A 21,814-nucleotide genomic window follows, 5' to 3' on the forward strand; every position below is an offset into this window, starting at 1 on the left:
ATTGCATGACAAATCAGGTCACGGTTTGCGCCGTTAGCGCTAACGGGGTAAGCTGAAGCCAGCCAGAATCGCCAGCCCGGAGGCCCGCTCCCTTGCCGCTCAACTCCAAGATCGCCGAAGTCACCGACCGCATCATTGCCCGCTCCGCACAAGCCCGTGGCGCATATCTCGAGCGGATCGGCAAAGCCGCCGAGGCCGGCCCGGTGCGCGCGCATCTGAGTTGCTCCAATCAGGCGCACGCCTATGCGCCGATGGGCGAGGATCAGGCTGCGCTGGCCGGAGGGACCGCCCCCAATATCGGCATCGTCACCGCCTACAATGACATGCTCTCCGCTCACCAGCCTTTCGAGCGCTTCCCCGAGATGATCCGCGCCGCAGCCCGCGCCAAGGGGGCAACGGCCCAAGTGGCCGGCGGCGTGCCAGCTATGTGCGATGGCGTGACCCAAGGCCAGCCGGGCATGGAACTCTCGCTCTTCTCGCGCGACGTGATCGCACTCGCCGCCGGGGTCAGCCTCAGCCACAACTGCTTTGACAGCGCCATTTACCTCGGCGTCTGCGACAAGATCGTGCCCGGCCTCATCATCGCCGCCGCCACCTTCGGCCACATCCCGGCAATCTTCCTCCCCGCCGGCCCGATGACCTCCGGCCTGCCCAATGACGAGAAGGCCAAGGTCCGCCAGCAGTTCGCCACCGGCGAAGTGGGCCGCGACAAGCTGATGGAGGCCGAGATGGCCTCCTATCACGGCCCCGGCACCTGCACCTTCTACGGCACGGCCAACACCAACCAGATGCTGATGGAGTTCATGGGCCTGCACCTGCCCGGCGCGTCCTTCGTGAACCCCAACACGCCGCTCCGAGACGCCCTCACCGTAGCCGGCACCGAGCGCGCGCTGGAGATCACGGCGGCAGGCAACGACTATCGCCCCGCCGGACAAGTCCTTGATGAAAAAGCCTTCGTCAACGGCATTGTCGGCCTCATGGCCACCGGCGGCTCCACCAACCTCGTGCTGCACCTGCCCGCCATGGCCCGTGCGGCGGGCGTGATCCTCGACCTGCAGGATTTCTCCGACATCTCCGAGACCGTCCCGCTGATGGCCAAGGTCTACCCGAACGGCCTCGCTGACGTGAACCACTTCCACGCCGCCGGGGGCCTGCAATACCTCATCCGCCAGCTGCTTTCCGAAGGTCTGCTGCATGACGACACGCTCACCGTCTCCGGCGAAGGCCTTGGTAGCTACGTTGAAGAACCCAAGATCATCGATGGCAAGCTCACATGGCAGCCCTCCGCGGTGGACAGCCAGAATGACAAGATCCTCCGCCCCGCCACCGACCCCTTCCAAAAGACCGGCGGCCTGAAGGAGCTGAAAGGCTCGCTCGGTCGTGGCGTGATGAAGGTCTCCGCCGTCGCCCCAGAGCGCCACGTGATCGAGGCGAAGGCCCGCGTCTTCCACGACCAGCACGACGTGAAGAAGGCCTTCCAAGCAGGGGAGTTCACCGAGGATACCGTGGTCATCGTCCGCTTTCAGGGCCCCAAGGCCAACGGCATGCCCGAACTGCACAGCCTGACGCCCCCCCTCGCCGTGCTTCAGGATCGCGGCCTCAAGGTGGCGCTTGTCACCGATGGCCGCATGTCCGGCGCCTCCGGCAAGGTGCCCGCCGCTATCCACGTGACGCCCGAGGCCGCGATGGGCGGCCCGATCGGCAAGGTGCAAGACGGCGACCTCGTCCGCGTCGATGCAGCGTCTGGCACGCTCGACATTCTGACCGAAGGATGGGAGTCCCGCACCCCCGCCTCGCCCGACCTCACACCCAACAAATACGGCATCGGCCGCGAACTCTTCGAGGCCTTCCGCCAGTCCGTCGGCGCCTCCGATGAAGGCGCGGCGGTGGTCGTCTGAACAAGGAACACCATCATGACCCCCGCTGAAGCCTCTGCGAAGACAAAAGAAATCTGCGCCCTCGCCCCGGTCGTCCCGGTGCTGGTGGTCGATGACGTGGCCCATGCAGCCCCGCTCGCCAAAGCGCTGGTCGCTGGCGGCCTGCCCGCGCTCGAGGTCACCCTGCGCACCCCCGCCGCACTCGATGTGATCCGCGCCATGAGCGAAGTCGAGGGTGGCGTGGTCGGCGCAGGCACCCTGCTCACGCCCGAAGATGTCAAAAACGCCGTCGCCGCCGGTGCCAAGTTCGGCGTCAGCCCCGGCGCGACCGACACCCTGCTGAAAGCCTGTGAAGACGCTGGCCTGCCGCTCCTGCCCGGCGCGGCCACTGCGACGGAGGCGATGGCCCTGCTCGAGCGCGGTTACACGGCGATGAAGTTCTTCCCCGCCGAAGCTTCTGGCGGCGCCCCCGCCCTCAAGGCCATCGGCGCGCCGATCCCGCAGATCAGCTTCTGCCCCACCGGCGGCGTGAGCCTGAAAAACGCCAATGACTACCTGAGCCTGTCCAACGTCATGTGCGTCGGTGGCTCTTGGGTCGCGCCGGGCGACAAAGTCAAGTCCGGCGATTGGGACGGCATCACAGCTTTGGCAAAGGAGGCCGCCGCCCTCCCGCGCTAAGTTGCACACAGCTCTTCGCCGCAGGGCGGGACTTGTCCCGCCCTCTAGGCCTATGAGGCCCGCGCCTGATACGCGCTACTCTCGCCGTCCGCGCCAGCCGCCGCGGCGCTTGGGCGTCATCTCGGCCTCCATCGCCTCCTTAAGCACGACAGACATCGGATGCTCCGGCGCCCGCCGCCCGTAGTGCTCATAAAGCGAGCGCAGAGCCATGCTCTGCTCGGTTTCATCTGGCAGGCTCAGGGCCCAGTCGAGAAAGATGCTGCGGGCCTCGGCTGGCCCCACGCCCTCCATCCGGTAGGCCTCGCGGATGAGCCCCTTGTGGTCAAAGCGTGCCGTTTCGTCGATCTGTGCCATCAGGCCTCCTTTTCCGCGCCGCCAAGCGCCGTGTCGATCACCCGGGCCGCCAGTCGGGCGGCCTCATCCATCTGTTCTGCGAGTGGCTCCAGCCCCTCAATCCCGGTTTCCCGGGCAAAGAGCGCCCGTGCGCCCTCTCCCAGACCCTCCGTCTCCAGCGGCCCGGCGGTCAGCAACCGCGCGCAGCCCTGCACCTGCCGCATCAGAGCATAAGTCTCCACCAGGCGCGCAGTGTCCCCCTCCAGGGCCCCGGTCTCCAACTGCGCCTCCACCCGGCGGTCCGGTACGCCGCCAAGCAGCGCCGCCGCCTGTGCCGCCAGTTCGATGTCCTGCATCCGCCCCGGCCCGATCTTGGCCTCCAGCCCGCCGCCCGTGCCTTTCGCCTCGAAGATCCGCGCCCGCATCTCCGCCACATCGGCCAGCACCTTGGCGCGGTCCTTCTCTGCCGCCAGCACCTCGCAGCGCACCGCCTCGACCTCTGCCGCCAGCGCCTCCGACCCACAGATCACCCGCGCCCGCGTCAGGGCAAGGTGCTCCCAGGTCCACGCTTCCTCGCGCTGGTAGGCCGCGAAAGCCGATAGCGATGTCGCCACCGGCCCCGCGTTGCCCGAGGGCCTGAGCCGCATGTCCACCTCGTAGAGCCGCCCTTCCGCCATCAGCGCCGTCAGCGCCGTCACCAGCGCCTTGGTCAGCCGGGCATACCATGCACCCGCAGTGAGCGGGCGCTTGCCCTCGCTGCTCTCCACGCCCGCCGCGTCATAGATCACGATCAGGTCGAGGTCCGACTGGGCATTGAGCCAGCCCGCGCCGAGCGAGCCCATGCCGAGCACAACCGCCCCACGCCCCGGCGCCGCGCCGTGCCGTGCCGCGTGTTCGGCTTCGACCACCGGGAAAACCGCTCTCAGCACCGCCTCGGCCAAAAGCGCATATTGCTCTCCGGCGACCAATGCGCTGGCATGGCCCCGCAACAAATGCACCCCGATCCGAAAGTGCCACTCCTTCATCCAGCGCCGCGCTGTGTCGAGCTTACCCTCGTAGTCCTCCACCCGCGAGATCTCTTCGGCCAACTGCGCTTCCAACACCGGAACACCCGGCCAATCGGCAAAGAAATCTCCACCGATAACTGCATCCAGCACGCCCGCGTTGTGACTGAGGTATTCGGCCAGCTCCGGCGCCGTGGCGCAGATGTCCACGATCAGCCCCAGCAACTGCGGATTGGAGGCGAAGAGCGAGAAGATTTGCACCCCAGCAGGCAGCCCCCGCAGAAACCCGTCAAAGGCCGAAAGTGCCTCTTCCGGCTTGGCCGCGCCACCGAGTTGCGCCATCAGTTCGGGCCGGATGCGCGCAAAGAGTTCGCCAGCGCGGGTCGAGCGAAAGGCGGCATACCCCTTCCAGCGCGACATGATCTCACGCGCTGCCTCGCCCCACTCCGGGGCTTCCTCCTCGATGGTCCGCTTCCGCCCCGGCGCAAAGAACCCCTCGGCAAGCCCGGCCACCCGCTCCAGCCGCTCTTCCAGTTGCGCCCTGAAGGCCGCCGTGTCGCCCTCACCCGCCAGCCGGGCCACCCGTTCGATACCGGCAGCATCCTTCGGCAGCGCGTGTGTCTGCTGGTCATGCACCATCTGGATCCGGTGCTCCAACTCCCGGTGCGCCCGGTAATCGGCGCTAAGCTGCGCTGCCTCCTCCGCGCCGACCCAACCTGCCTCCGCGAGCCGTGCGAGCCCCTCGACCGTTCCACGCACCCGAAGGTCCGGGTCACGCCCGCCCGCAATGATCTGCCGTGTCTGGGTGAAAAACTCGATCTCCCGAATGCCCCCGCGCCCGAGCTTCAGGTCGCGCCCCTCCAGTGCCGTGCCGTGCAGCCCCTTGTGCTCCCGGATCGCCAGCCGCATGTCATGGGCATCTTGTATCGCCGCGAAATCGAGATGCTTGCGCCAGATGAACGGACGGAGCCGCTCAAGGTATCCCGCGCCCTCCTTGAACTCGCCCGCGCAGACCCGCGCCTTGATGTGCGCGGCCCTCTCCCATGTGCGCCCGAGGCTCTCGTAATACCGCTCCGCCGCCTCCATGCTCAGGCACACCGGCGTCACGCTCGGGTCCGGCCTCAACCGCAGGTCGGTACGGAAGACATAGCCATCGGCCGTGTTGTCACTCAGCAGCTTCGCCGCCTCCCGCGTGGCCCGCACGAGGCTGGTGCGCAGCTCGTGAAAGTCCCGTTCCGGCCAGCGGTCCTGATCGAAGAGCACGATGAGGTCGATGTCGGAGGAGTAATTGAGCTCATGCGCACCCACCTTGCCCATCGCCAGCACGAAGATGCCGCACAGCTCCTCGTCCACGTCTTCAGGCTCGAGGATCGACTTGCGCCGCGCCGCCTCCTGCTCCAGCGCCCGACGCCATGCAATCTGCACCGAGGCATCCGCCAGATCGGTCAGCGCGCCGGTCACCTTCTCAAGCGGCCAGACCCCGCTCAGATCTGCCATCGCGGTGAAAAGCGCCAGCCGCCGCTTGGCCACCCGGAGCGACACGCCAACATCGCCCTCTGCTGCCTCTGCCAGCACAGCTGGCACCACATCCTCTACCGGCCCGGCCAGCGCACCTTCCAGCCAGGCAGCCTCCTTTGCCAGAAGGCCCGCAAGGTAAGGCGACGACCCGGCCATGCCGGAGAGCAGCCGCGCCACATCGCCACCGGCCCAGCCCGCGTTGTCGAGCGCAGCGTCAGCGGCAGAGGCGTCCACGGCGATCGGCAGGCGGGTGATGCGGCTCTCGAATTCCATGTGTCTTCTTCTCCCGCCCGCGCGGCACCGTCAACGGTCGCAAAAAAACCCGCGCTCCCCCCTTGTAGCAGGCCCTGCGCCCCATGATATCCGCCCAAGCCCCCTTTGAGGTTTTCTCCCATGCTTTTCCTCACTCTGGCCGCCGGCCTCGCCCTGCTGATCCTTGGCGGCGAAGTCCTGCTGCGCGGCGCGGTTGCGCTCTCTCTGCGCCTTGGCCTCTCACCGCTCCTCGTCGGCCTGACCGTGGTCGGTTTCGGCACCTCCACGCCCGAGCTCTTCACCTCGCTACAGGCGGCCTATTCCGGCGCGCCCGATATCGCGCTGGGCAATGTCATCGGCTCCAACATCGCCAATGCCCTGCTGATCCTCGGTGCCGCCGCTCTGATGGCCCCCATCGTCGTGCGCCGCGCCGCATTGCTGCGTGATGGCGCGGCGGTCATGCTGGCCACGCTTGCCTGCCTCGGGCTTGCCATGACCGGCAGCTTCACCCGGCTCTCGGGCGTGCTGCTCCTCGCCGGTCTGGTGGCCTACCTCGTCTATGCATGGAAGACCGAAGCCGCCGAAGGCCCCGACCCGGAGCTTGAAACCGGCGCCCGCACGCTCTCGCCCGTCGCGGCTTTCGCGCTCACCGCCGTCGGCATCGCGCTCACGCTGCTGGGCGCCCGGTTTCTCGTCTCCGGCGCGGTCGACCTTGCCACCACGCTCGGTGTCTCCGAGGCGGTGATCGGCCTCACCATCGTTGCCGTCGGCACCTCGCTGCCCGAGCTTGTCACCTCCATCATGGCCGCCCGCAAAGGTCAGCCCGAACTGGCGCTGGGCAACGTGCTGGGCTCCAACATCTACAACATCCTCGGCATCCTCGGCGCCACCGCCCTGCTCGCCCCCGCCCCGCTGGATGCAACCGCCATGATCCCCGATGCCATGGTCATGCTCGCCGCCACAGCACTGATGCTCTTTCTCGCCACCACCGGCTGGCGCATCACCCGCAAGGAAGGCGTGGCACTGGTCGCGCCTTACGCCGCCTATATCGTCTGGCTGGGCGCGGCATAGCCACTTGCCGCCGCGCCCGCGCCGCGTAGGGTGGGCGCAAACCCACCAGACGAGGCCCGAGCATGTCAAAATCCCTCAAGCGCGTCCGCGCCGCCCTCGAAGCCGCAGGCCTGCCCGACACGACGCGTGAAATGCCCGAAAGCACCCGCACCGCCGCCGAGGCCGCGGCAGCCGCGGGCTGCGAGATCGACCAGATCGCCAAGTCGATCATCTTCGCCGGGGAGACGAGCGGCGCGCTTTATCTCTTTCTCACCGCAGGCGGCAATCAGGTTGATCCGGCCAAGGCCAGCGCCGCGGCGGGCGAGCCGCTCACCCGCGCAGATGGCAAGGCCGTGCGCGACATCACCGGCTTCGCCATCGGCGGCGTCGCCCCGATCGGCCACCTGACCGCGCCAAAAGCCTTCCTCGACCCGCGCCTGACGGAGTTTCCATCCGTCTGGGCCGCAGCCGGCACCCCGCGCCACATCTTCGAGATCGCCCCGGCCGAGATGGGACGACTGGCCGAAGCCGAGCCGACCGAGTTCACCCAATGATCCGCGCCATCCTCGTCGCCTTCGCGCTGACCACTTCGCAGGCCGCCGCCCAAGACAAACCGCTCCCGATCCCCGCGGGCATGGAGCCGCTCGTCATCGCCATTGTAGAGCAGAACTCGCAGGGCGAAGTCGAGACCCTCGGGTCAATGCTCCGCGAACTGGTCATTTGGGCGGAGCAAGCAAATGGCACGCTCCCTGAAGAAGGGCAGTCAACCCTCTCGGACCAACTCCGCTGGGCCGGCAAAACCGTTGGGCTCCGCCTCATCCTGTCCGACAGTGAAATTGCGCAAGGCTGGGCCGCCCGCGCCGATCTCGGGCACGGTTGCATCGGCTTCCCTGCGGCCCTCGACGCTTACTGGGGCACAACCTCGCAAGACGCGTCGCCTCAGCAAATCGCGACACTCGCAACCATAGCGCGCTCGCCCGTTACCTTCGCCAGCAAGCCCGAAATGCTGGCCGCAACCTACCACCAACTGGTGTCAAACGCCGAAGGCGCCCTGCCCGAAAGTCTCTCGAAAACCCTCATCCAAAATGGCCCCGCCGCTATCCCAGAGGGCGCAGGTTGCCGCGAGTAACGGTATTTCTCGCGTAAATGTAAAAAACATTCACATTTACCCTTGAAGCCCACCTCCCCAGCCCCCATCTCCCGTAATGTGAAAGACATTCACATAAACAAAAACCGAAACGGAGATACCCTGATGAACACCGCCCAAACCGCCACCGTCACGCACCAGCCCGGCTGGTTCGCCCGTGCCGAAGGCTGGCTGGACGAGCGTGGCAAGGGAGCCTGGATCGCAGCCATGGTGCTGGGGTTCATCTTCTTCTGGCCCGTCGGTCTCGCCCTTCTCGCTTACATGATCTGGAGCAAACGCATGTTTTCCGGCAAATGCGCCGCCCGGCGCTCTCACCACCATGAAGCCCACCGGATGAACCGTCGCCACGGCTTCCGCTCCTCGGGCAACACCGCCTTCGACGCCTACAAGGCGGAGACCCTGCGCCGCCTCGAAGACGAGCAGGACGCCTTCGAAAGCTTCCTCGAGCGCCTTCGCGCTGCCAAAGACAAGCAGGAGTTCGATGCCTTCATGGACGACCGTGCAAAGGCCGCTCAGACCTCGGATGACGAGGATGACGAAACCGGTGCCGAGCCCGCGCTCTCCGAGCCGCGCTAAGCCCCGGCGTCCAACAAACAACGGAACGAGGCCGGCGCATCAAGCGTTGGCCTCTCAACGGCCCGCCGCGCATTCCCCCCTGTCGCGGCGGGTCCACCTCAAAACCGCAAGGAGAAACCGCACATGTCCACTATGGACAGCATCACTTCCCTCCCCGACCCGGAGCTGAACCCCGAGTTCTACGCCGACACACCCGCCAAGCGCTTCTTCGCATGGCTGGTCGACGGGGTGATGATCTTCCTCGTGACCCTGCTGGTGCTCCCCTTCACCGCCTTTACCGGGCTGCTGTTCTACCCACTGCTCTGGCTGGTGATCTCCTTCGCCTACCGCACCATCACCCTCGCCTCGGGCTCAGCCACATGGGGCATGAGCCTGATGTCGCTCGAGATGCGCACCTTCCGGGGCGAGCGCTTCGGCCTTGGCGAGGCCTTCATCCATACGCTGATCTACTCGGTGGCGATCTCCACCTTCTTCGTGCAGGTGATCTCGATCGTCCTGATGCTCACGACCGCCCGCCGCCAGAGCTTGGGTGACCATCTTCTGGGCAGCGTCGCCATAAACCGCGCCGCCGTCCGCCGCTGACCCCCGGCTCTCGCTGCACGGCAGCATTTTCGCCGCGCCTCCCCCATTCTGGGGGCTTGGCGCGGCGTCATACCACTGTTACCGTCCTTCAGACCGCTCCAAACCGCCAGACTGCCTCTTGCGCCATACGCTTCCCATCGCGCCCCAGTTCTACGTGACGGCCCCGCAGCCCTGCCCTTACCTTGAGGGCCGGATGGAGCGGAAGCTCTTCACCGCGCTGCAGGGCGAAGGCGCCGAAAAGCTGAATGACACGCTCTCGCAGCAAGGCTTCCGCCGCAGCCAGAACGTGCTCTACCGCCCCTCATGCGCCGATTGCTCGGCCTGCATGTCCGCCCGCATCCGCGTGGCCGACTTCACCCCCTCCAAAAGCCAGCGCCGGGTGGTCCGCCGCAATGCCGAGCTGGTCCGCAAGGCCAACAGCCCCTGGGCCACCGAAGAGCAATACGCCCTCTTCCGCCGCTATCTCGACCAGCGCCATGCCGATGGCGGCATGGCCGATATGGATATCTTCGAGTTCGCCGCGATGATTGAGGAGACCCCGGTCAAGAGCCGCGTCATCGAGTATCTTCTGCCCGCCGGGGCCGAGGGCAATGACACCGGTGAAGACAAGCTCGTCGCCGTCTGCCTCACCGATGTGCTCGAAGACGGTGTGAGCCTCGTCTATTCCTTCTTCGAGCCGGATCTCGAGAAGCACTCGCTTGGGCGCTACATCATCCTCGATCACATCGCCATCGCCCGCGAGGCCGGGCTGCCCTACGTCTACCTCGGCTACTGGGTGCCGGATTCCCCGAAGATGGGTTACAAAGCCAGCTACGGCGCGCTCGAGATCTACAAGGGCGGCAGTTGGCGCGATCTCGGCAACCCCGACGCCCACCGCGAAGACATGCACCCGCTCTCGGTCGATCCCATCGCCGAACAGGTCGCCCGCATCCGCCTCCCCGACAGTCGTCCCGCCACCAAGCGCCGCTGACCCCGCCACACCCAACTCAAATCGCAGTGCTTGGTTCGCATCCTCCGAACCATATCCGCCGTGTCACCTTCGCGCGGGCCGGGCGCGGCTAAACCGGATGTGCGGGCCTACTGCCACGCACCGCCACCCTCACAAAAGAAAAGGGCGCCCTACGAGGCGCCCTTTCCAAATCCATCTCCGCAAGATCAGTTCGGAATCAGGTCCGGTATGATCGACACGATCCCCGGGAAGGCCCAGAGCAGTGCCAGACCGACCACCTGGATCACCACGAAGGGTGCCACGCCACGGTAGATATGCCCGGTCGTCACCTGGGGAGGTGCCACCCCGCGCAGGTAGAACAGCGCGAAGCCGAAGGGCGGCGTCAGGAAGCTGGTCTGCAGGTTCACCGCGATCATGATCGTTACCCATTTCGGGTCCATCGTTCCGCCATAAATCACCGGCCCCACGATCGGCACAACAATGTAGATGATCTCGAGGAAGTCGAGCACGAAGCCGAGGATGAACATCACCAGCATCACGATCAGGAAGACCTTGAACTCGGAGTCGAAGCTCTTGAGGAACTGCTGGATGTAGTGCTCACCGCCAAAGGAGATCACCACGAGGTTCAGCAGCTGCGAGCCGATGAGGATGGTAAACACCATGCTCGTCACCTTCGCCGTTTCCCGCACCACCGGGCTCATAACCGAGCCGCGATAGAGCACCCAGACGCCATAGAGCACGCCGAAGAAGGCGATCATGTAGGCGGTGAACGCCACGAGGAAGGCCAGCCAGGTCACCACCGTCACGGTTTCCTGATTGATCCGAAGGTCAAAGTTCACACCCGCGAGGATCATCAGGATCGTGGCGTAGGTCGCGATCAGGATCACCTGCCCCGAGCGCCCCTCCTCCTTCAGCTTGCGGTAGGCCGCGAGCATGATGGCACCAGCGGCGCCGAGCGCGGCGGCCGGCGTGGGGTTGGTGATCCCGCCTAGGATCGAGCCGAGCACGGCCACGATCAGCACCAGCGGCGGGAAGACCACCCGGATCAGCTCGTTGCGCGAAAGCCGCCCGGCGGCATGGCGCATCGACCAGATCACGATGATCAGCGGAATGAGGAGGATCACCAGCGTCTCCGCCGATGACATGCCGGAGTGGATCACGAAGGCATCGAGAAGGAGCATCAGGGCAATGCCCCCAGCGCCTACAGCCAGCGGCACCGGGCTGGCCGAGGGGGCCACCCCGCGCGCCACGATCAGTGTGAGGCCGAAAAGCACCGCCAGAGTGGCCACGCCCGTGCCGATCGGCGGGGCGTTCGGCACCGGTGCGGCGGCCTCGGGGGCAGCTTCATCGGTGCCCTCTGCGCCGTCGGCTGGCGCGGCTTCCTCAGCCGCCACAGCTTCTGCGCCTGCGGCACGAGCCGCCACGGAGGCATCCCAGCGGTCCTGCCCATGCAGGTCGATCATCGCCGCTTGGCACTGCTCGCTCACATTGGTCCGCAGCAGGCCACCTTCGACGCCGCTGGTCTCGGTCTGCACAGCCCGCACCACTTGGCTCCCGATCACCCCGACCTGCCCCAGCAGTACGGTGCCGCCGATCAGCACGATGGGCAGCGCGAGGAACCACGTCAGCCCTTCGCGGCGGGTGATGATCTCGCCACCAGCGGAGCTTTCAAGCTGCACCGAGGGCGCCTTGGAAGGGTTCACCACCGCGTAGCCAAAGGCATAGAGCGCATAGAGCCCCGCCAGCATGACACCGGGCAGCATCGCCGCCTGAAACAGCGTGCCGACCGACACCACCGCAGGCTTGCCCAGCAGCGTCAGCGCGTCAGAGCACCCGACAGACTGCGCGCGTGCCTCCTGCGCGGTGGAGTAAAGGTCGCCCGCAAGCGTGCCCAGAAGCACGATCACGATCGAGGGCGGAATGATCTGGCCCAACGTGCCCGAGGCCGCGATCACGCCGGTGGAAAGCTCCGGCGAGTAGCCGTTGCGCAGCATGGTCGGCAGGCTCAGCAGGCCCATCGTAACCACCGTCGCGCCGACGATGCCGGTCGAGGCAGCAAGGAACGCCCCCACGACCACCACCGAGACGGCAAGACCGCCGGGCAGTGGGCCAAACACCTTGGCCATCGTGGTCAGCAGATCCTCGGCAATCTTCGAGCGTTCGAGCACGATACCCATCATCACGAACATCAATACCGCCAGCAGCGTCTCGATGCTCTGACCCGCGAAGACCCGCTCGTTCATCCGGTTCACCACGAACGACAGGTTCCGGTTGATCGCCTGCTCCCAGCCACCCTCGAAGAGCGGCACCTCGACCCTTGGCAAATCAGGGTATCGGAAGGTGCTCACATCGTCCCTGTGGACCCCTGTGGCAAGCACCTCGCGGTAGGCATCCGTGCCCGTGTCGATTGCTTGGTGTATCAGCACACCCTGCGCATCGAGCAGCGCGATGATGCCGAAAGAAATGATCCCGGCGCCGCCGATGGCAAAGGCCACCGGAAAGCCGGAGAGAATGCCCCCGAAGAGACAAAGAAGAACGATCAGCAGGCCGATCTCGACGCCATCAAGTCCGAAAATCATCTGCCCAACCCCTAGTGCGTGCCTTCGTAGGCTTCTTCACCCTCACCGAGGGTGTCTTTATCCAGATATTTGCCGTCACTCTCCGGCCCCTCCACGAATTCGCGGTAGCTGCGGTAGAAGAAGGCGACCGCCTGAAGCAGCACCAACCCGCAGAAGGCGACCATCAGGATCTTGAAGAGGAAGTAGCCGTTGAACCCGTTCGGCGAGAAGCCGATGGTCTCCACGTTCCACTTCACGATCTTGGATTTGCGCATCAGCAGGTCCAGCCCCTCCGAGGCACTGACCTTGGGCGTGATGAGCGAGCGCCAGAGGAAGAACCATGCGTAGAGCCACGTCAGCACAGCGACCGGCACCATGAAGAACAGGCTCCCGAACATGTCGATCACCTTCTTGGTCCGGTGGCGCACCACGGCGTAGATCAGGTCGACCCGCACATGGCTGCCCTGGATGAAAGCATAGGTGACGCAGAGCGCCACGATCATTGCGTTGTAAAGCTTGAGTTCTTCGGCAAACCAGCCGACCGACTGGGTAAAGCCAAAGCCAAAGGGCGCGATGGTGATCTCGCCAAAGCGGAACACCGACTGCAGGAAGACGACCATCACCTGTTGCAGCACCATCAGCAGGCCAACCCAAGCCACGAGGCGCCCCACGCCGTTGGCGAACCACTCCAAGCCGCGGACGATCGCCCACATGAAGCGCGGCCAGATCAGGCCGATCACCGTCACCACGAGGAAAATGTCGAAGACCGCGAAGAACAGCTCCACCGAGGCTCCGTAGTAGATGAAGCGCATCAGGCTTTCGCCGTTGCTCCAATCCAGCCACAGCCCCGGATGGGTGATCGCATAGAAGATATTGTAGAAGCCCATCCCGATGTTCTGGATGACCCACACGAGCGCGTTCCCCATACGCTCCTCTCCCCGCTTGTTGTGGAGCCCCGCGCCAAGGGCGGCGCGAGACCCGGTGTCATTGTTGCGTCAGGTCCCTTGCGGGCCTGCCTTCTGATTAAAGGTTCCGCGCCTCAGAGCGAAGACAGAACCCGGTCGCGTTGCCGCGTATAAGCGCTTTCCGCCCGCGAAAGCCAGCCCGAAGACGCCTTCATGGAGGCCTGCGCGCTCTCATGAATTTCGCGGAACATGTCATCCTCAAGGTACTGCCCCAGAACCGACATCGCACCGGCGCCAAAGGCGTCCCAGATGTCGTCGGCAAACTCCCGAACCTGGGTGCCGCCATCCTGCAGTCGTTGCAGCGCCGGGCCGTTGCTGGCGGTGAACAGGGCGTAGTTGGCCTGATGGCCCTCTGCCGTGGCGGTCTCGATCATCAGCTGCTGCGCCGGAGTGAGGCTGTTGAAGACCTCGAGGTTCATCCCGATCGACAGCGCCGGGCCGGCCTCGTGGAAGCCCGCCGGATAGTAGAAGTCGCAGACCTCCTGCAGGCCCAGCTTCTCGTCAGACCACGGGCCGATCCACTCGGTCGCATCCAGTGCGCCGGTCGACAGCGCCTGATAGATCTCGCCACCCGGAAGCACCTGCACCGAGGCCCCCATCGAAGCCAGAACTTCGCCGCCGAGGCCCGGCATGCGGAACTTCAAGCCGTTGAAATCATCGGCAGAATTCACTTCGTTGCGGAACCAGCCACCGCCCTGCGCGCCGGTCTGGCCGCCAAGGAACGGCCGAATGCCGAAGACTTCGCCAAGCTGCTTGTGCAGGTCCGCACCGCCATCGGCGTAGTACCATGTCATCATCTCAGCGGCGGTCATCCCAAAGGGCACGGCGGCAAAATAGGCCCAGGCCGGGTGCTGGCCGACCCAGTAGTAATCGACCCCGTGGTAGATGTCGGCCTGCCCCGACACGACGGCATCGAAGCTCTCAAAAGCGCCGACGAGTTCGCCCGCGGCCTTGGGCTCAACGGTCAGGGCGCCGTCGGTCATCTCAGTGATACGGTTGGCGAAGCGCTCCACGCTGTCCCACACACCGGCCAGGCCGCGCGGCCACGTGGTGACCATGGTCAGGGTCCGGCCGCCTTGGGCCAGCGCCGGTGCGGCCAGTGTGCTGGCAGCTGCGGCACCGCCCCCGAGGGCGGAAGTCTTCAGAAATGAGCGTCGATCCACGGATTGTCCTCCTCTGGTGGATGTCAGGACGCGCCGGCGCATCCGAAGGCGCGGCGCAGGCCGCACCCTATCGGCAGAAAATATGCGCGCAACATTACCTTGCCCTTGTCATCCATTCTGGAATCCGCTCCGAACTTCATGCTTTTGTCGTGCGATTCTGCAGGCTTGCGCCTCAGAGCCGCTCCGGCATGAAAGACCGCGGGCAGTTCCCTGCCCGCGGCCGAAGGTCTGCCGCCCCACGCGGGAGCGGCGCGTGGCTTACATCGCCGCCAGAACGCGGTCGCGCTGGGTGGCGTAGAAGCTGTCGGAGACCGAGAGCCAGCCCGAGGAGGACTTCATGGAGTCCATCGCGCTGGTGTGGATCTTCGCGAACAGATCGTCCGAGGTGTAGCCCTGAAGCAGCTCGGTCGAGGCCTTGCCGAAGGCATCCCACACATCCGGGGTGAACTCTTTCACCTGCGTACCGCCAGCCTTCAGGCGCGACAGCGCCGGGCCGTTGTTGGCGATGAACTGGGCGTAGTTGGCCTGGTGCGCATCAGCACAGGCCAGCTCGATGATCTTCTGCTGGCTCGGGGTCAGCTCGTTGAAGACTTCGAGGTTGGTGCCCACGGAGAGCGCCGCACCGGGCTCATGGAAGCCGGCGGGGTAGTAGTAGTCGCAGACCTCCTGCAGGCCGAGCTTCTCGTCCGACCACGGACCGATCCACTCGGTCGCGTCCAGCGCGCCGGTCGACAGGGCTTGGTAGATCTCGCCGCCCGGAAGCACCTGCACCGAGGCACCCAGCTTGGAGAGCGCTTCGCCGCCGAGGCCAGGCATACGGAACTTCATGCCGTTGAAATCATCGGCAGAATTCACTTCGTTGCGGTACCAGCCGCCACCTTGGGCGCCGGTCTGACCGGCAATGAAGCCGCGCACGCCGAACACTTCGCCGAGCTCGTGGTGCAGCGCCATGCCGTCCTGACCGTAGTACCAGGTCATCAGCTCGGGCACGGTCATGCCGAACGGCACAGCCGTAAAGAACGCCCATGCCGGGTGCTGACCCACCCAGTAGTAGTCTGCGCCGTGGTACATGTCGGCCTGGCCGGACACGACCGCGTCAAAGCTTTCCAGAGCGCCGACGAGTTCGCCAGCGGCCTTCGGCTCCACGGTGATCTGGCCATCGGTTGCGGCGGTGATGTTGTTGGCAACCCGCTCCACCGAGTCCCACACACCGGCAAGACCGCGCGGCCAGGTGGTGACCATGGTCAGCGTCCGGTTGCCCTGTGCATAGGCCGGAGCGGCCAGAGTGGTGGCCGCAGCCGCACCGCCACCAAGGGCGGATGTCTTCAGAAATGAACGACGATCCATCGTGTTCCTCCCATATGTAGGCCCGGTCCTCTCCGGGCCTTTCCCTTCTTGTGCGGCGCAGACTAGCGACAAGCCCGGGGATTTCAAATACCAACAACTGCGTAGAGAGCCGCCAAAGGCCTTGCCAGCCACGCGATGATTGACCTCCCCGTCCCGGCAGGCCACTCTCTCACCGCCCGCCAAAGCCCGGAGCCAGGCCGCTGAAACGCCTTCTGCGACATCTCGATATCCGCCTTGCTCCGAGCTACGCCCAAAAGCTCTTTCTGCTGGCAACCCTGCCGCTGCTGCTAGCGGTCTCGGCCATCTCGCTGCTGGTGATGCAGCAATCCCGCCAGCTGGCCGAACGCGAGATCGCGGCGCTCGAGACCCAGCTGATCGAGGCCAAAAAGGCTGAGCTGCGCAACTACGTCACCCTCGCCCGCGCCGCCTTCTATTCCGTCTACGCCGCAGCCACCCCCAGCGACCGCGCCGCCAAGACCCGCGTCACCCAGATCCTCGCGGCAATGACCTACGGCACCGATGGCTACTTTTACGTCTACGACTACGAGGGCACCAACCTCGTCGCCCCGCTGCAGACCGAGCTGATCACCCGCAACTGGCAGGGGCTGGCCGACAGCGCAGGAACCCCGGTCGTCGACCGGCTGATCGAGGAGGCCCGCAAGGGCGGCGGCTACCACACCTACCTCTGGAAGAAGCCCTCAACCGGAGAAGAGGCGCTGATGATCTCCTACACCGGCGGCCTGCAAGACTGGCAGTGGGCCGTGGGCACCGGTGTGTTTCTCGATGACGTGCTGGCCTCAGTCGCCGCGGCCCGCGCTCAAACAGAGGCACGAGTCCGCTCCACCTTTCTGTGGATCGCCATCATCACCCTCGGCGCACTGCTTCTGGTGTTCCTGCCCGGCCTCGCGCTCAACATCTCCGAGCGGCGGCTGGCCGACAACAAGCTGAAGGCCCTCACCCAGCGGGTCTTCGACACGCAGGAGGAGGAGCGCGGCCGGGTCGCCCGCGAGTTGCACGATTCCATCTCGCAACTTCTGGTCGCCATCCGTTACGCGCTCGAACTCGCCAAGCGCCGCATGGCCGCCGGAGACACGGCCGCCGTCGAAAGCCTCGACAAGGGGATTTCCGGCCTCAACGGCGCAATTCAAGAGGTCCGCCGCATCAGCAGAGACCTGCGCCCCGGCCTTCTCGATGACCTCGGCCTCGGCCCGGCCATTCAGGCGCTGACAGAGAACTTCGCCGCCCGAACCGGCATCGAAGTGGAGTTTGAAACCGTAGTCTTCCGCAACCGGCTCGACCAAGACGCCAAGATCGCGCTCTACCGCATCGCGCAGGAGGCACTCACCAATGTCGAGCGCCACGCCGGAGCGCAGAGGGTCACTGTCAACTTGCGTGGCCACCGGCGTGGCGCGCTCATGCGCATTGCGGATGACGGCAACGGCATCGGTGAGGTCACCTCAAGCCCCGAAAGTGCCGGTATGGGCTTGCGCAACATGGCCGAACGGATCGAGCATCTCGGCGGCACCCTTCGTGTCATGTCCAGCAGCAGCGGCACGGTGATTGAAGCTCAGGTCCCGTTGAGCCATATGCTGCACCCCGAAGATGCAAGAGAGGCAAGCGCATGAGCGACCCCAGCCCGACCCGCGTGGCCATCGTCGACGATCACCAGATGGTCGCCGAGGGGGTGCAGGCGATCCTTCAAACCTATGAGGATATCGAGGTGGTCGGCACTTTCGGCTGCGGGCAAGAGATCGTTGATGCCATCGAAACCCTTGCGCCCGATGTGGTGCTGCTCGACCTCAACATGCCCGGCCTCGGCGGCCTCACCGCCACTGAGCTGCTGCTTGAGCGACGCCCCGAAACGCGCGTGCTTATCCTCTCAATGCACGACAGCACCGGCTACATCTCTTCCGCCCTCTCTCACGGCGCGATGGGCTACATCCTCAAGGATGTGCCCACCGAAGAGATCAAGACCGCCATCGACACCGTCATGCGCGGCGAGCGGTACCTCTGCACCGGCGCAACAGCCTCCCTCCGCCCCGCCACACGAAACGGAGTCGAACAGCTGACCAACCGCGAGCAGACGATCCTGCTGCAGCTGGCACAGGGCAAATCGAACAAGGAGGTGGCACTGGCACTCGATATCTCGGTGCGCACCGTCGAGACCCACCGCAAGAACCTGCGGGCCAAACTGGGCATCTCCTCCACCGCCGGCCTCACCCGCTATGCCATGGAGCACGGGGTGTTGCAGGGCACGGGCAAGTTCTGACCGGGCTCAGCCGAGGCCGATGAACGACAGGATCGCGAGGACGATGACAACAAGGCCGACGAGGTAGATGATGCGGTTCATGGGGGTCTCCTGAGTTGCTGGGGGCGCCTTGATCCTGCATCGCAGAACCGGCGCGCGTTGGCTGGTCAACGTGCCCGGCGCCCGCAGGGTTCCCCCCTCGACCCTTGCCCCAACTCCCGAAACCACCCGCGCCCGGAGACCTCAGAAACAAAATTACCCAATTTCCGCCCACGGCGAAATTTTCTCCACAAACCCTGTTGACGCCCCCGCCCCCACGCCGTATCCACTTCGCACGAAAGCATCAGGAGACCCGGCAAGGTGGATACCCTTCTTGTCATCGTAGGAGAAAGGCGCATGGGCCGGTAACCACCGGAAAGCTCAATGACTTCCCCCATGCGCCCCCGACCGAGATCGGGGGTTTTTTTATGCGAATCGAAGATGACGCCAGTTGAGAGGATCGAAAAAATGGCACGTCAGATGACCGGAGCAAAAATGGTGGTCCAGGCCCTGAAGGATCAGGGTGTGGAAGTCGTGTTTGGCTATCCCGGCGGTGCGGTCCTTCCGATCTACGACGAGATCTTCCAGCAGAACGACATTCGCCACATCCTCGTCCGCCACGAGCAGGGCGCGACCCATGCCGCCGAGGGCTATGCCCGCTCCACCGGCAAGCCCGGCGTTGTGCTGGTCACCTCCGGCCCCGGCGCCACCAATGCCGTGACCGGCATCACCGATGCGCTGATGGACAGCATCCCGATGATCGTGCTCACCGGGCAGGTGCCGACCTTCGCAATCGGGTCCGACGCCTTTCAGGAGGCAGACACTGTCGGCATCACCCGCCCCTGCACCAAGATGAACTGGCTGGTGAAAGACACCGACGACCTCGGCCAGACCATCCACGAGGCCTTCCACGTCGCCACCTCTGGCCGCCCCGGCCCGGTGCTGATCGACATCCCCAAGGATGTGCAATTCGCCTCCGGCACCTACACGCCGCCCGCCAAGATGCAGTCGCACTATGCACCCAAGGTGAAGGGCGATGCCGAGATGATCACCGCGCTGGTCGAGGCAATGGAAGAGGCCGAGCGCCCGATCTTCTACACCGGCGGCGGCGTCATCAACTCCGGCACGGCGGCCTCGCAGCTGCTGCGCGAGTTCGTCGATGAAACCGGCTTCCCCATCACCTCCACGCTGATGGGCCTCGGCGCCTATCCGGCTTCCGGCAAAAGCTGGCTGGGGATGCTGGGCATGCATGGTCTCTACGAGGCCAACCTCGCCATGCACGGCTGCGACCTGATGATCAACGTCGGCGCCCGTTTCGACGACCGGATCACCGGCCGCGTGTCGGACTTCTCGCCCCACAGCCAGAAGGCCCATATCGACATCGACCCAAGCTCGATCAACAAGGTGATCCACGTCGACATGCCCATAGTCGGTGACGTAGCGCATGTGCTCGAAGACGCCCTGCGCATCTGGAAGAGCCGTGGTCGCAAGACCAACAAGGCGGGCCTCGAGAAGTGGTGGAAGCAGATCGCCGACTGGAAGGCGGTGCGCTGCCTCTCCTACGAGCCGTCGAAGAAGACCATCAAGCCGCAGTATGCGCTTGAGCGTCTGGAAGCCCTCACCAAGGGCCGCGACCGCTACGTGACCACCGAAGTCGGCCAGCACCAGATGTGGGCCGCCCAGTTCCTCGGGTTCGAAGATCCCAACCGCTGGATGACCTCCGGCGGGCTGGGCACGATGGGTTACGGCTTCCCCGCCTCCATCGGCGTGCAAATCGCCCACCCCGATGCGCTGGTCATCAACGTGGCGGGCGAGGCAAGCTGGCTGATGAACATGCAGGAGATGGGCACCGCCGCGCAGTATCGCCTTCCGGTCAAGCAGTTCATCCTAAACAACGAGCGTCTGGGGATGGTCCGCCAGTGGCAGGAGCTGCTGCACGGCGAGCGCTACTCGCACAGCTGGTCCGAAAGCCTGCCCGACTTCGTGAAGCTGGCCGAAGCCTTCGGCGCCAAGGGCATCTGCATCTCCGACCCCGCCGATCTCGACGACGCGATCATGGAGATGCTGGAGTATGACGGCCCGGTGCTCTTCGACTGCCTCGTCGAAAAGCACGAGAACTGCCTGCCGATGATCCCATCGGGCGAGCCGCACAACAAGATGCTGCTTTCCGGCGCCTCCACCTCGGACGCCATCAAGGAAGGCGGCGCGGTCCTCGTCTGATCACGCATCCCAGCGGCGCCCGCCCCCCCCCCGGCGGGCGCCCTGCACCGGGCCTCTCCCATGTCGCACTACATGCGCTTCTTCTTAACCAGCCCCGCGCCCGGCCTTGCTGATCTGGCAGCCGCGCTGCCATCTACCCTGCCCCGCCACAGCCTGCGCCACCTCGCGCCCGAGGCAGACCCGCGCGAGGCCGAGCTTTTCGCCGGTGAGACCCTCTGCGCCGCGCTCGACCTCACCCTGCCCGACAAGCCGCTCTTCGCGGATGAAACAGGCGAGTTCATCGAGGCGCTGGATGCCGGCAAGGGCCAGGGTGATGTGGCCCTCGTGCGCGGCGTGCTCACGGGCTGCACTGCCATCCTCGCCGCGCAGGTGCTCTGGCAGGGCCGCACGACCGACGAGGTGATGGATGATTTGGACCCATTCTGGGATTGGGTCGCCAGCCAGCACAAGGGCCTGCTTCAGGCCGATACCCAAGGCTTCTTCGAGGGGTATGACCGTGTGCTTGCGCTCTGAGCTAGTGCTCCACCTCCTCCCAGCGGCCATCCGGCGCCATGACGCTCACCACCTGCACCCCGGCCTCATCGGCGGCGGCCACCACCACCGGCCCCTCGGACCCTTCGGTCTCCTCGATCAACGCATCGAGCAGCTCGCAATGGTAGGTGTTGCACAGCCCCGCCCGGTAGCTACGCGGCAAGCTGCACCCCATCGGCCCCTGAAACAGGCAGCCCCCTTCACTGCTCTCCTCGGGAAAATGGGCCTCATAACGCGCCAGCAGCGTCTCGCGTGTCAGCCCCGGCTCCGCCCGGCGAAACCCCTGGATCGTGCCCAGCTTCACAAAGGCCATCTGGCTGTAGCCCCGGATACAGCAACTCCCCCGGCAACTGGCACAGGCCGGACCCACCACATCGGGCTCCTCCGGCTCCTGCGCCACCCGGTCATAGACCGCGCCGATCTCGGCCACTTCAACCCTGAAAGCCTCTTCACAGAGCGCCGCGACATGGGCCAGAAAATCCGCACGTCGGCTCTCTTCCGCAGGCACCAGCACTGGCACCCGGTGCGGCACCGCGCCGTACACGGGGGCAACGCCCACCTCCGCCTCGACCCGCTCCAGCACCGGCGCCACCGCACCGGCCACGGCATCCCGCGCCACCTCGGCCTCGCGGCGCCGCTCCATCGCGGCCTCTTCCGCCAGAGCCCGGCTGCGCGCCACCGCACAAAGCGGCGCCCCGCAATGCCCGATCACATCCAATCCCTGTGCGGCTGCCTCACCCCCACAATAGGGGCAGGGCCGCTTCGGCCCGTCCATCG

General features: G+C 65.5%; 20 protein-coding genes. 12 read left to right on the forward strand and 8 right to left on the reverse strand.

Features of this window, described 5'->3' with window-relative positions:
* Nucleotides 1–92: 92 nt before the first annotated feature.
* Together edd and eda are read left to right on the forward strand one after the other, a co-directional pair.
* A complete protein-coding gene (edd, locus tag ACUXVX_RS13010) occupies nucleotides 93–1,898 on the forward strand; it encodes a phosphogluconate dehydratase (protein ID WP_446308633.1) in 1,806 nt (601 codons plus the stop codon).
* Nucleotides 1,899–1,913: 15 nt separating this feature from the next.
* Entirely contained in the window at nucleotides 1,914–2,555 is a 642-nt protein-coding gene (eda, locus tag ACUXVX_RS13015; protein ID WP_222469160.1) for a bifunctional 4-hydroxy-2-oxoglutarate aldolase/2-dehydro-3-deoxy-phosphogluconate aldolase, read from the forward strand.
* 75 nt (nucleotides 2,556–2,630) lie between these two features.
* Here eda and ACUXVX_RS13020 read toward each other — a convergent pair whose 3' ends face one another.
* Entirely contained in the window at nucleotides 2,631–2,909 is a 279-nt protein-coding gene (locus ACUXVX_RS13020) for a hypothetical protein (protein ID WP_446308634.1), read from the reverse strand.
* Nucleotides 2,909–5,683 (reverse strand): [protein-PII] uridylyltransferase family protein, encoded by a 2,775-nt coding sequence (locus ACUXVX_RS13025; protein WP_446308635.1) that lies wholly within the window; start codon nucleotides 5,681–5,683, stop codon nucleotides 2,909–2,911. Before ACUXVX_RS13025 ends, ACUXVX_RS13020 begins: the two co-directional genes overlap by 1 nt.
* A 120-nt stretch (nucleotides 5,684–5,803) precedes the next feature.
* On the opposite strand from ACUXVX_RS13025, the gene ACUXVX_RS13030 reads away from it, so the two are divergent.
* The 6 genes from ACUXVX_RS13030 to ACUXVX_RS13055 all read left to right on the forward strand — a co-directional run bounded on the left by ACUXVX_RS13030 (nucleotide 5,804) and on the right by ACUXVX_RS13055 (nucleotide 9,987).
* On the forward strand, nucleotides 5,804–6,733 hold the full coding sequence (locus ACUXVX_RS13030; protein WP_446308636.1) for a calcium/sodium antiporter: 930 nt from the start codon (nucleotides 5,804–5,806) through the stop codon (nucleotides 6,731–6,733).
* Nucleotides 6,734–6,795: 62 nt separating this feature from the next.
* Nucleotides 6,796–7,266 carry a YbaK/EbsC family protein gene (locus tag ACUXVX_RS13035; RefSeq protein ID WP_446308637.1) on the forward strand — a complete coding sequence of 157 codons (471 nt, stop codon included), beginning with the start codon at nucleotides 6,796–6,798 and terminating at the stop codon, nucleotides 7,264–7,266.
* A complete protein-coding gene (locus ACUXVX_RS13040; protein ID WP_446308638.1) occupies nucleotides 7,263–7,841 on the forward strand; it encodes a transglycosylase domain-containing protein in 579 nt (192 codons plus the stop codon). Before ACUXVX_RS13035 ends, ACUXVX_RS13040 begins: the two co-directional genes overlap by 4 nt.
* 123 nt (nucleotides 7,842–7,964) lie before the next feature.
* Nucleotides 7,965–8,435, forward strand: coding sequence for a DUF2852 domain-containing protein (locus ACUXVX_RS13045; RefSeq protein ID WP_446308639.1), 471 nt, complete (start codon nucleotides 7,965–7,967; stop codon nucleotides 8,433–8,435).
* A 132-nt stretch (nucleotides 8,436–8,567) separates the two neighbouring features.
* The gene (locus ACUXVX_RS13050) at nucleotides 8,568–9,017 is read left to right on the forward strand and encodes an RDD family protein (protein WP_446311539.1); all 450 of its coding nucleotides are present in this window, start codon (nucleotides 8,568–8,570) and stop codon (nucleotides 9,015–9,017) included.
* 118 nt (nucleotides 9,018–9,135) lie between these two features.
* On the forward strand, nucleotides 9,136–9,987 hold the full coding sequence (locus ACUXVX_RS13055; protein ID WP_446308640.1) for an arginyltransferase: 852 nt from the start codon (nucleotides 9,136–9,138) through the stop codon (nucleotides 9,985–9,987).
* A 185-nt stretch (nucleotides 9,988–10,172) separates the two neighbouring features.
* On the opposite strand, the gene ACUXVX_RS13060 is transcribed toward ACUXVX_RS13055, so the two are convergent.
* From ACUXVX_RS13060 to ACUXVX_RS13075, 4 genes are all read right to left on the reverse strand, one after another.
* A complete protein-coding gene (locus ACUXVX_RS13060) occupies nucleotides 10,173–12,545 on the reverse strand; it encodes a TRAP transporter large permease (RefSeq protein WP_446308641.1) in 2,373 nt (790 codons plus the stop codon).
* 11 nt (nucleotides 12,546–12,556) lie between these two features.
* Entirely contained in the window at nucleotides 12,557–13,450 is an 894-nt protein-coding gene (locus ACUXVX_RS13065; protein WP_222469151.1) for a TRAP transporter small permease subunit, read from the reverse strand.
* A gap of 113 nt (nucleotides 13,451–13,563) precedes the next feature.
* Nucleotides 13,564–14,652: a TRAP transporter substrate-binding protein gene (locus tag ACUXVX_RS13070; RefSeq protein WP_446308642.1), complete on the reverse strand. Its 1,089-nt coding sequence runs from the start codon at nucleotides 14,650–14,652 to the stop codon at nucleotides 13,564–13,566.
* Nucleotides 14,653–14,910: 258 nt separating this feature from the next.
* Nucleotides 14,911–15,999 (reverse strand): TRAP transporter substrate-binding protein, encoded by a 1,089-nt coding sequence (locus ACUXVX_RS13075; RefSeq protein ID WP_222469149.1) that lies wholly within the window; start codon nucleotides 15,997–15,999, stop codon nucleotides 14,911–14,913.
* Between the two features lie 317 nt (nucleotides 16,000–16,316).
* On the opposite strand from ACUXVX_RS13075, the gene ACUXVX_RS13080 reads away from it, so the two are divergent.
* Both ACUXVX_RS13080 and ACUXVX_RS13085 read left to right on the forward strand, forming a co-directional pair.
* Nucleotides 16,317–17,624 (forward strand): cache domain-containing protein, encoded by a 1,308-nt coding sequence (locus ACUXVX_RS13080; protein WP_446308643.1) that lies wholly within the window; start codon nucleotides 16,317–16,319, stop codon nucleotides 17,622–17,624.
* Nucleotides 17,621–18,268: a response regulator transcription factor gene (locus ACUXVX_RS13085; protein WP_446308644.1), complete on the forward strand. Its 648-nt coding sequence runs from the start codon at nucleotides 17,621–17,623 to the stop codon at nucleotides 18,266–18,268. Before ACUXVX_RS13080 ends, ACUXVX_RS13085 begins: the two co-directional genes overlap by 4 nt.
* A gap of 6 nt (nucleotides 18,269–18,274) precedes the next feature.
* Here the strand turns inward: ACUXVX_RS13085 and ACUXVX_RS13090 are convergent, their stop codons facing one another.
* Entirely contained in the window at nucleotides 18,275–18,418 is a 144-nt protein-coding gene (locus tag ACUXVX_RS13090; RefSeq protein WP_446308645.1) for a hypothetical protein, read from the reverse strand.
* 336 nt (nucleotides 18,419–18,754) lie between these two features.
* On the opposite strand from ACUXVX_RS13090, the gene ACUXVX_RS13095 reads away from it, so the two are divergent.
* Both ACUXVX_RS13095 and ACUXVX_RS13100 read left to right on the forward strand, forming a co-directional pair.
* Nucleotides 18,755–20,506 carry an acetolactate synthase 3 large subunit gene (locus tag ACUXVX_RS13095; protein ID WP_446308646.1) on the forward strand — a complete coding sequence of 584 codons (1,752 nt, stop codon included), beginning with the start codon at nucleotides 18,755–18,757 and terminating at the stop codon, nucleotides 20,504–20,506.
* A 72-nt stretch (nucleotides 20,507–20,578) separates the two neighbouring features.
* Nucleotides 20,579–21,019 carry a hypothetical protein gene (locus tag ACUXVX_RS13100; protein ID WP_446308647.1) on the forward strand — a complete coding sequence of 147 codons (441 nt, stop codon included), beginning with the start codon at nucleotides 20,579–20,581 and terminating at the stop codon, nucleotides 21,017–21,019.
* Nucleotide 21,020: 1 nt separating this feature from the next.
* Here the strand turns inward: ACUXVX_RS13100 and ACUXVX_RS13105 are convergent, their stop codons facing one another.
* The gene (locus tag ACUXVX_RS13105) at nucleotides 21,021–21,812 is read right to left on the reverse strand and encodes a hypothetical protein (RefSeq protein WP_446308648.1); all 792 of its coding nucleotides are present in this window, start codon (nucleotides 21,810–21,812) and stop codon (nucleotides 21,021–21,023) included.
* Between the last annotated feature and the right edge of the window lie 2 nt (nucleotides 21,813–21,814).

The sequence above is a fragment of the Vannielia sp. SX4 genome (genome assembly GCF_052828525.1).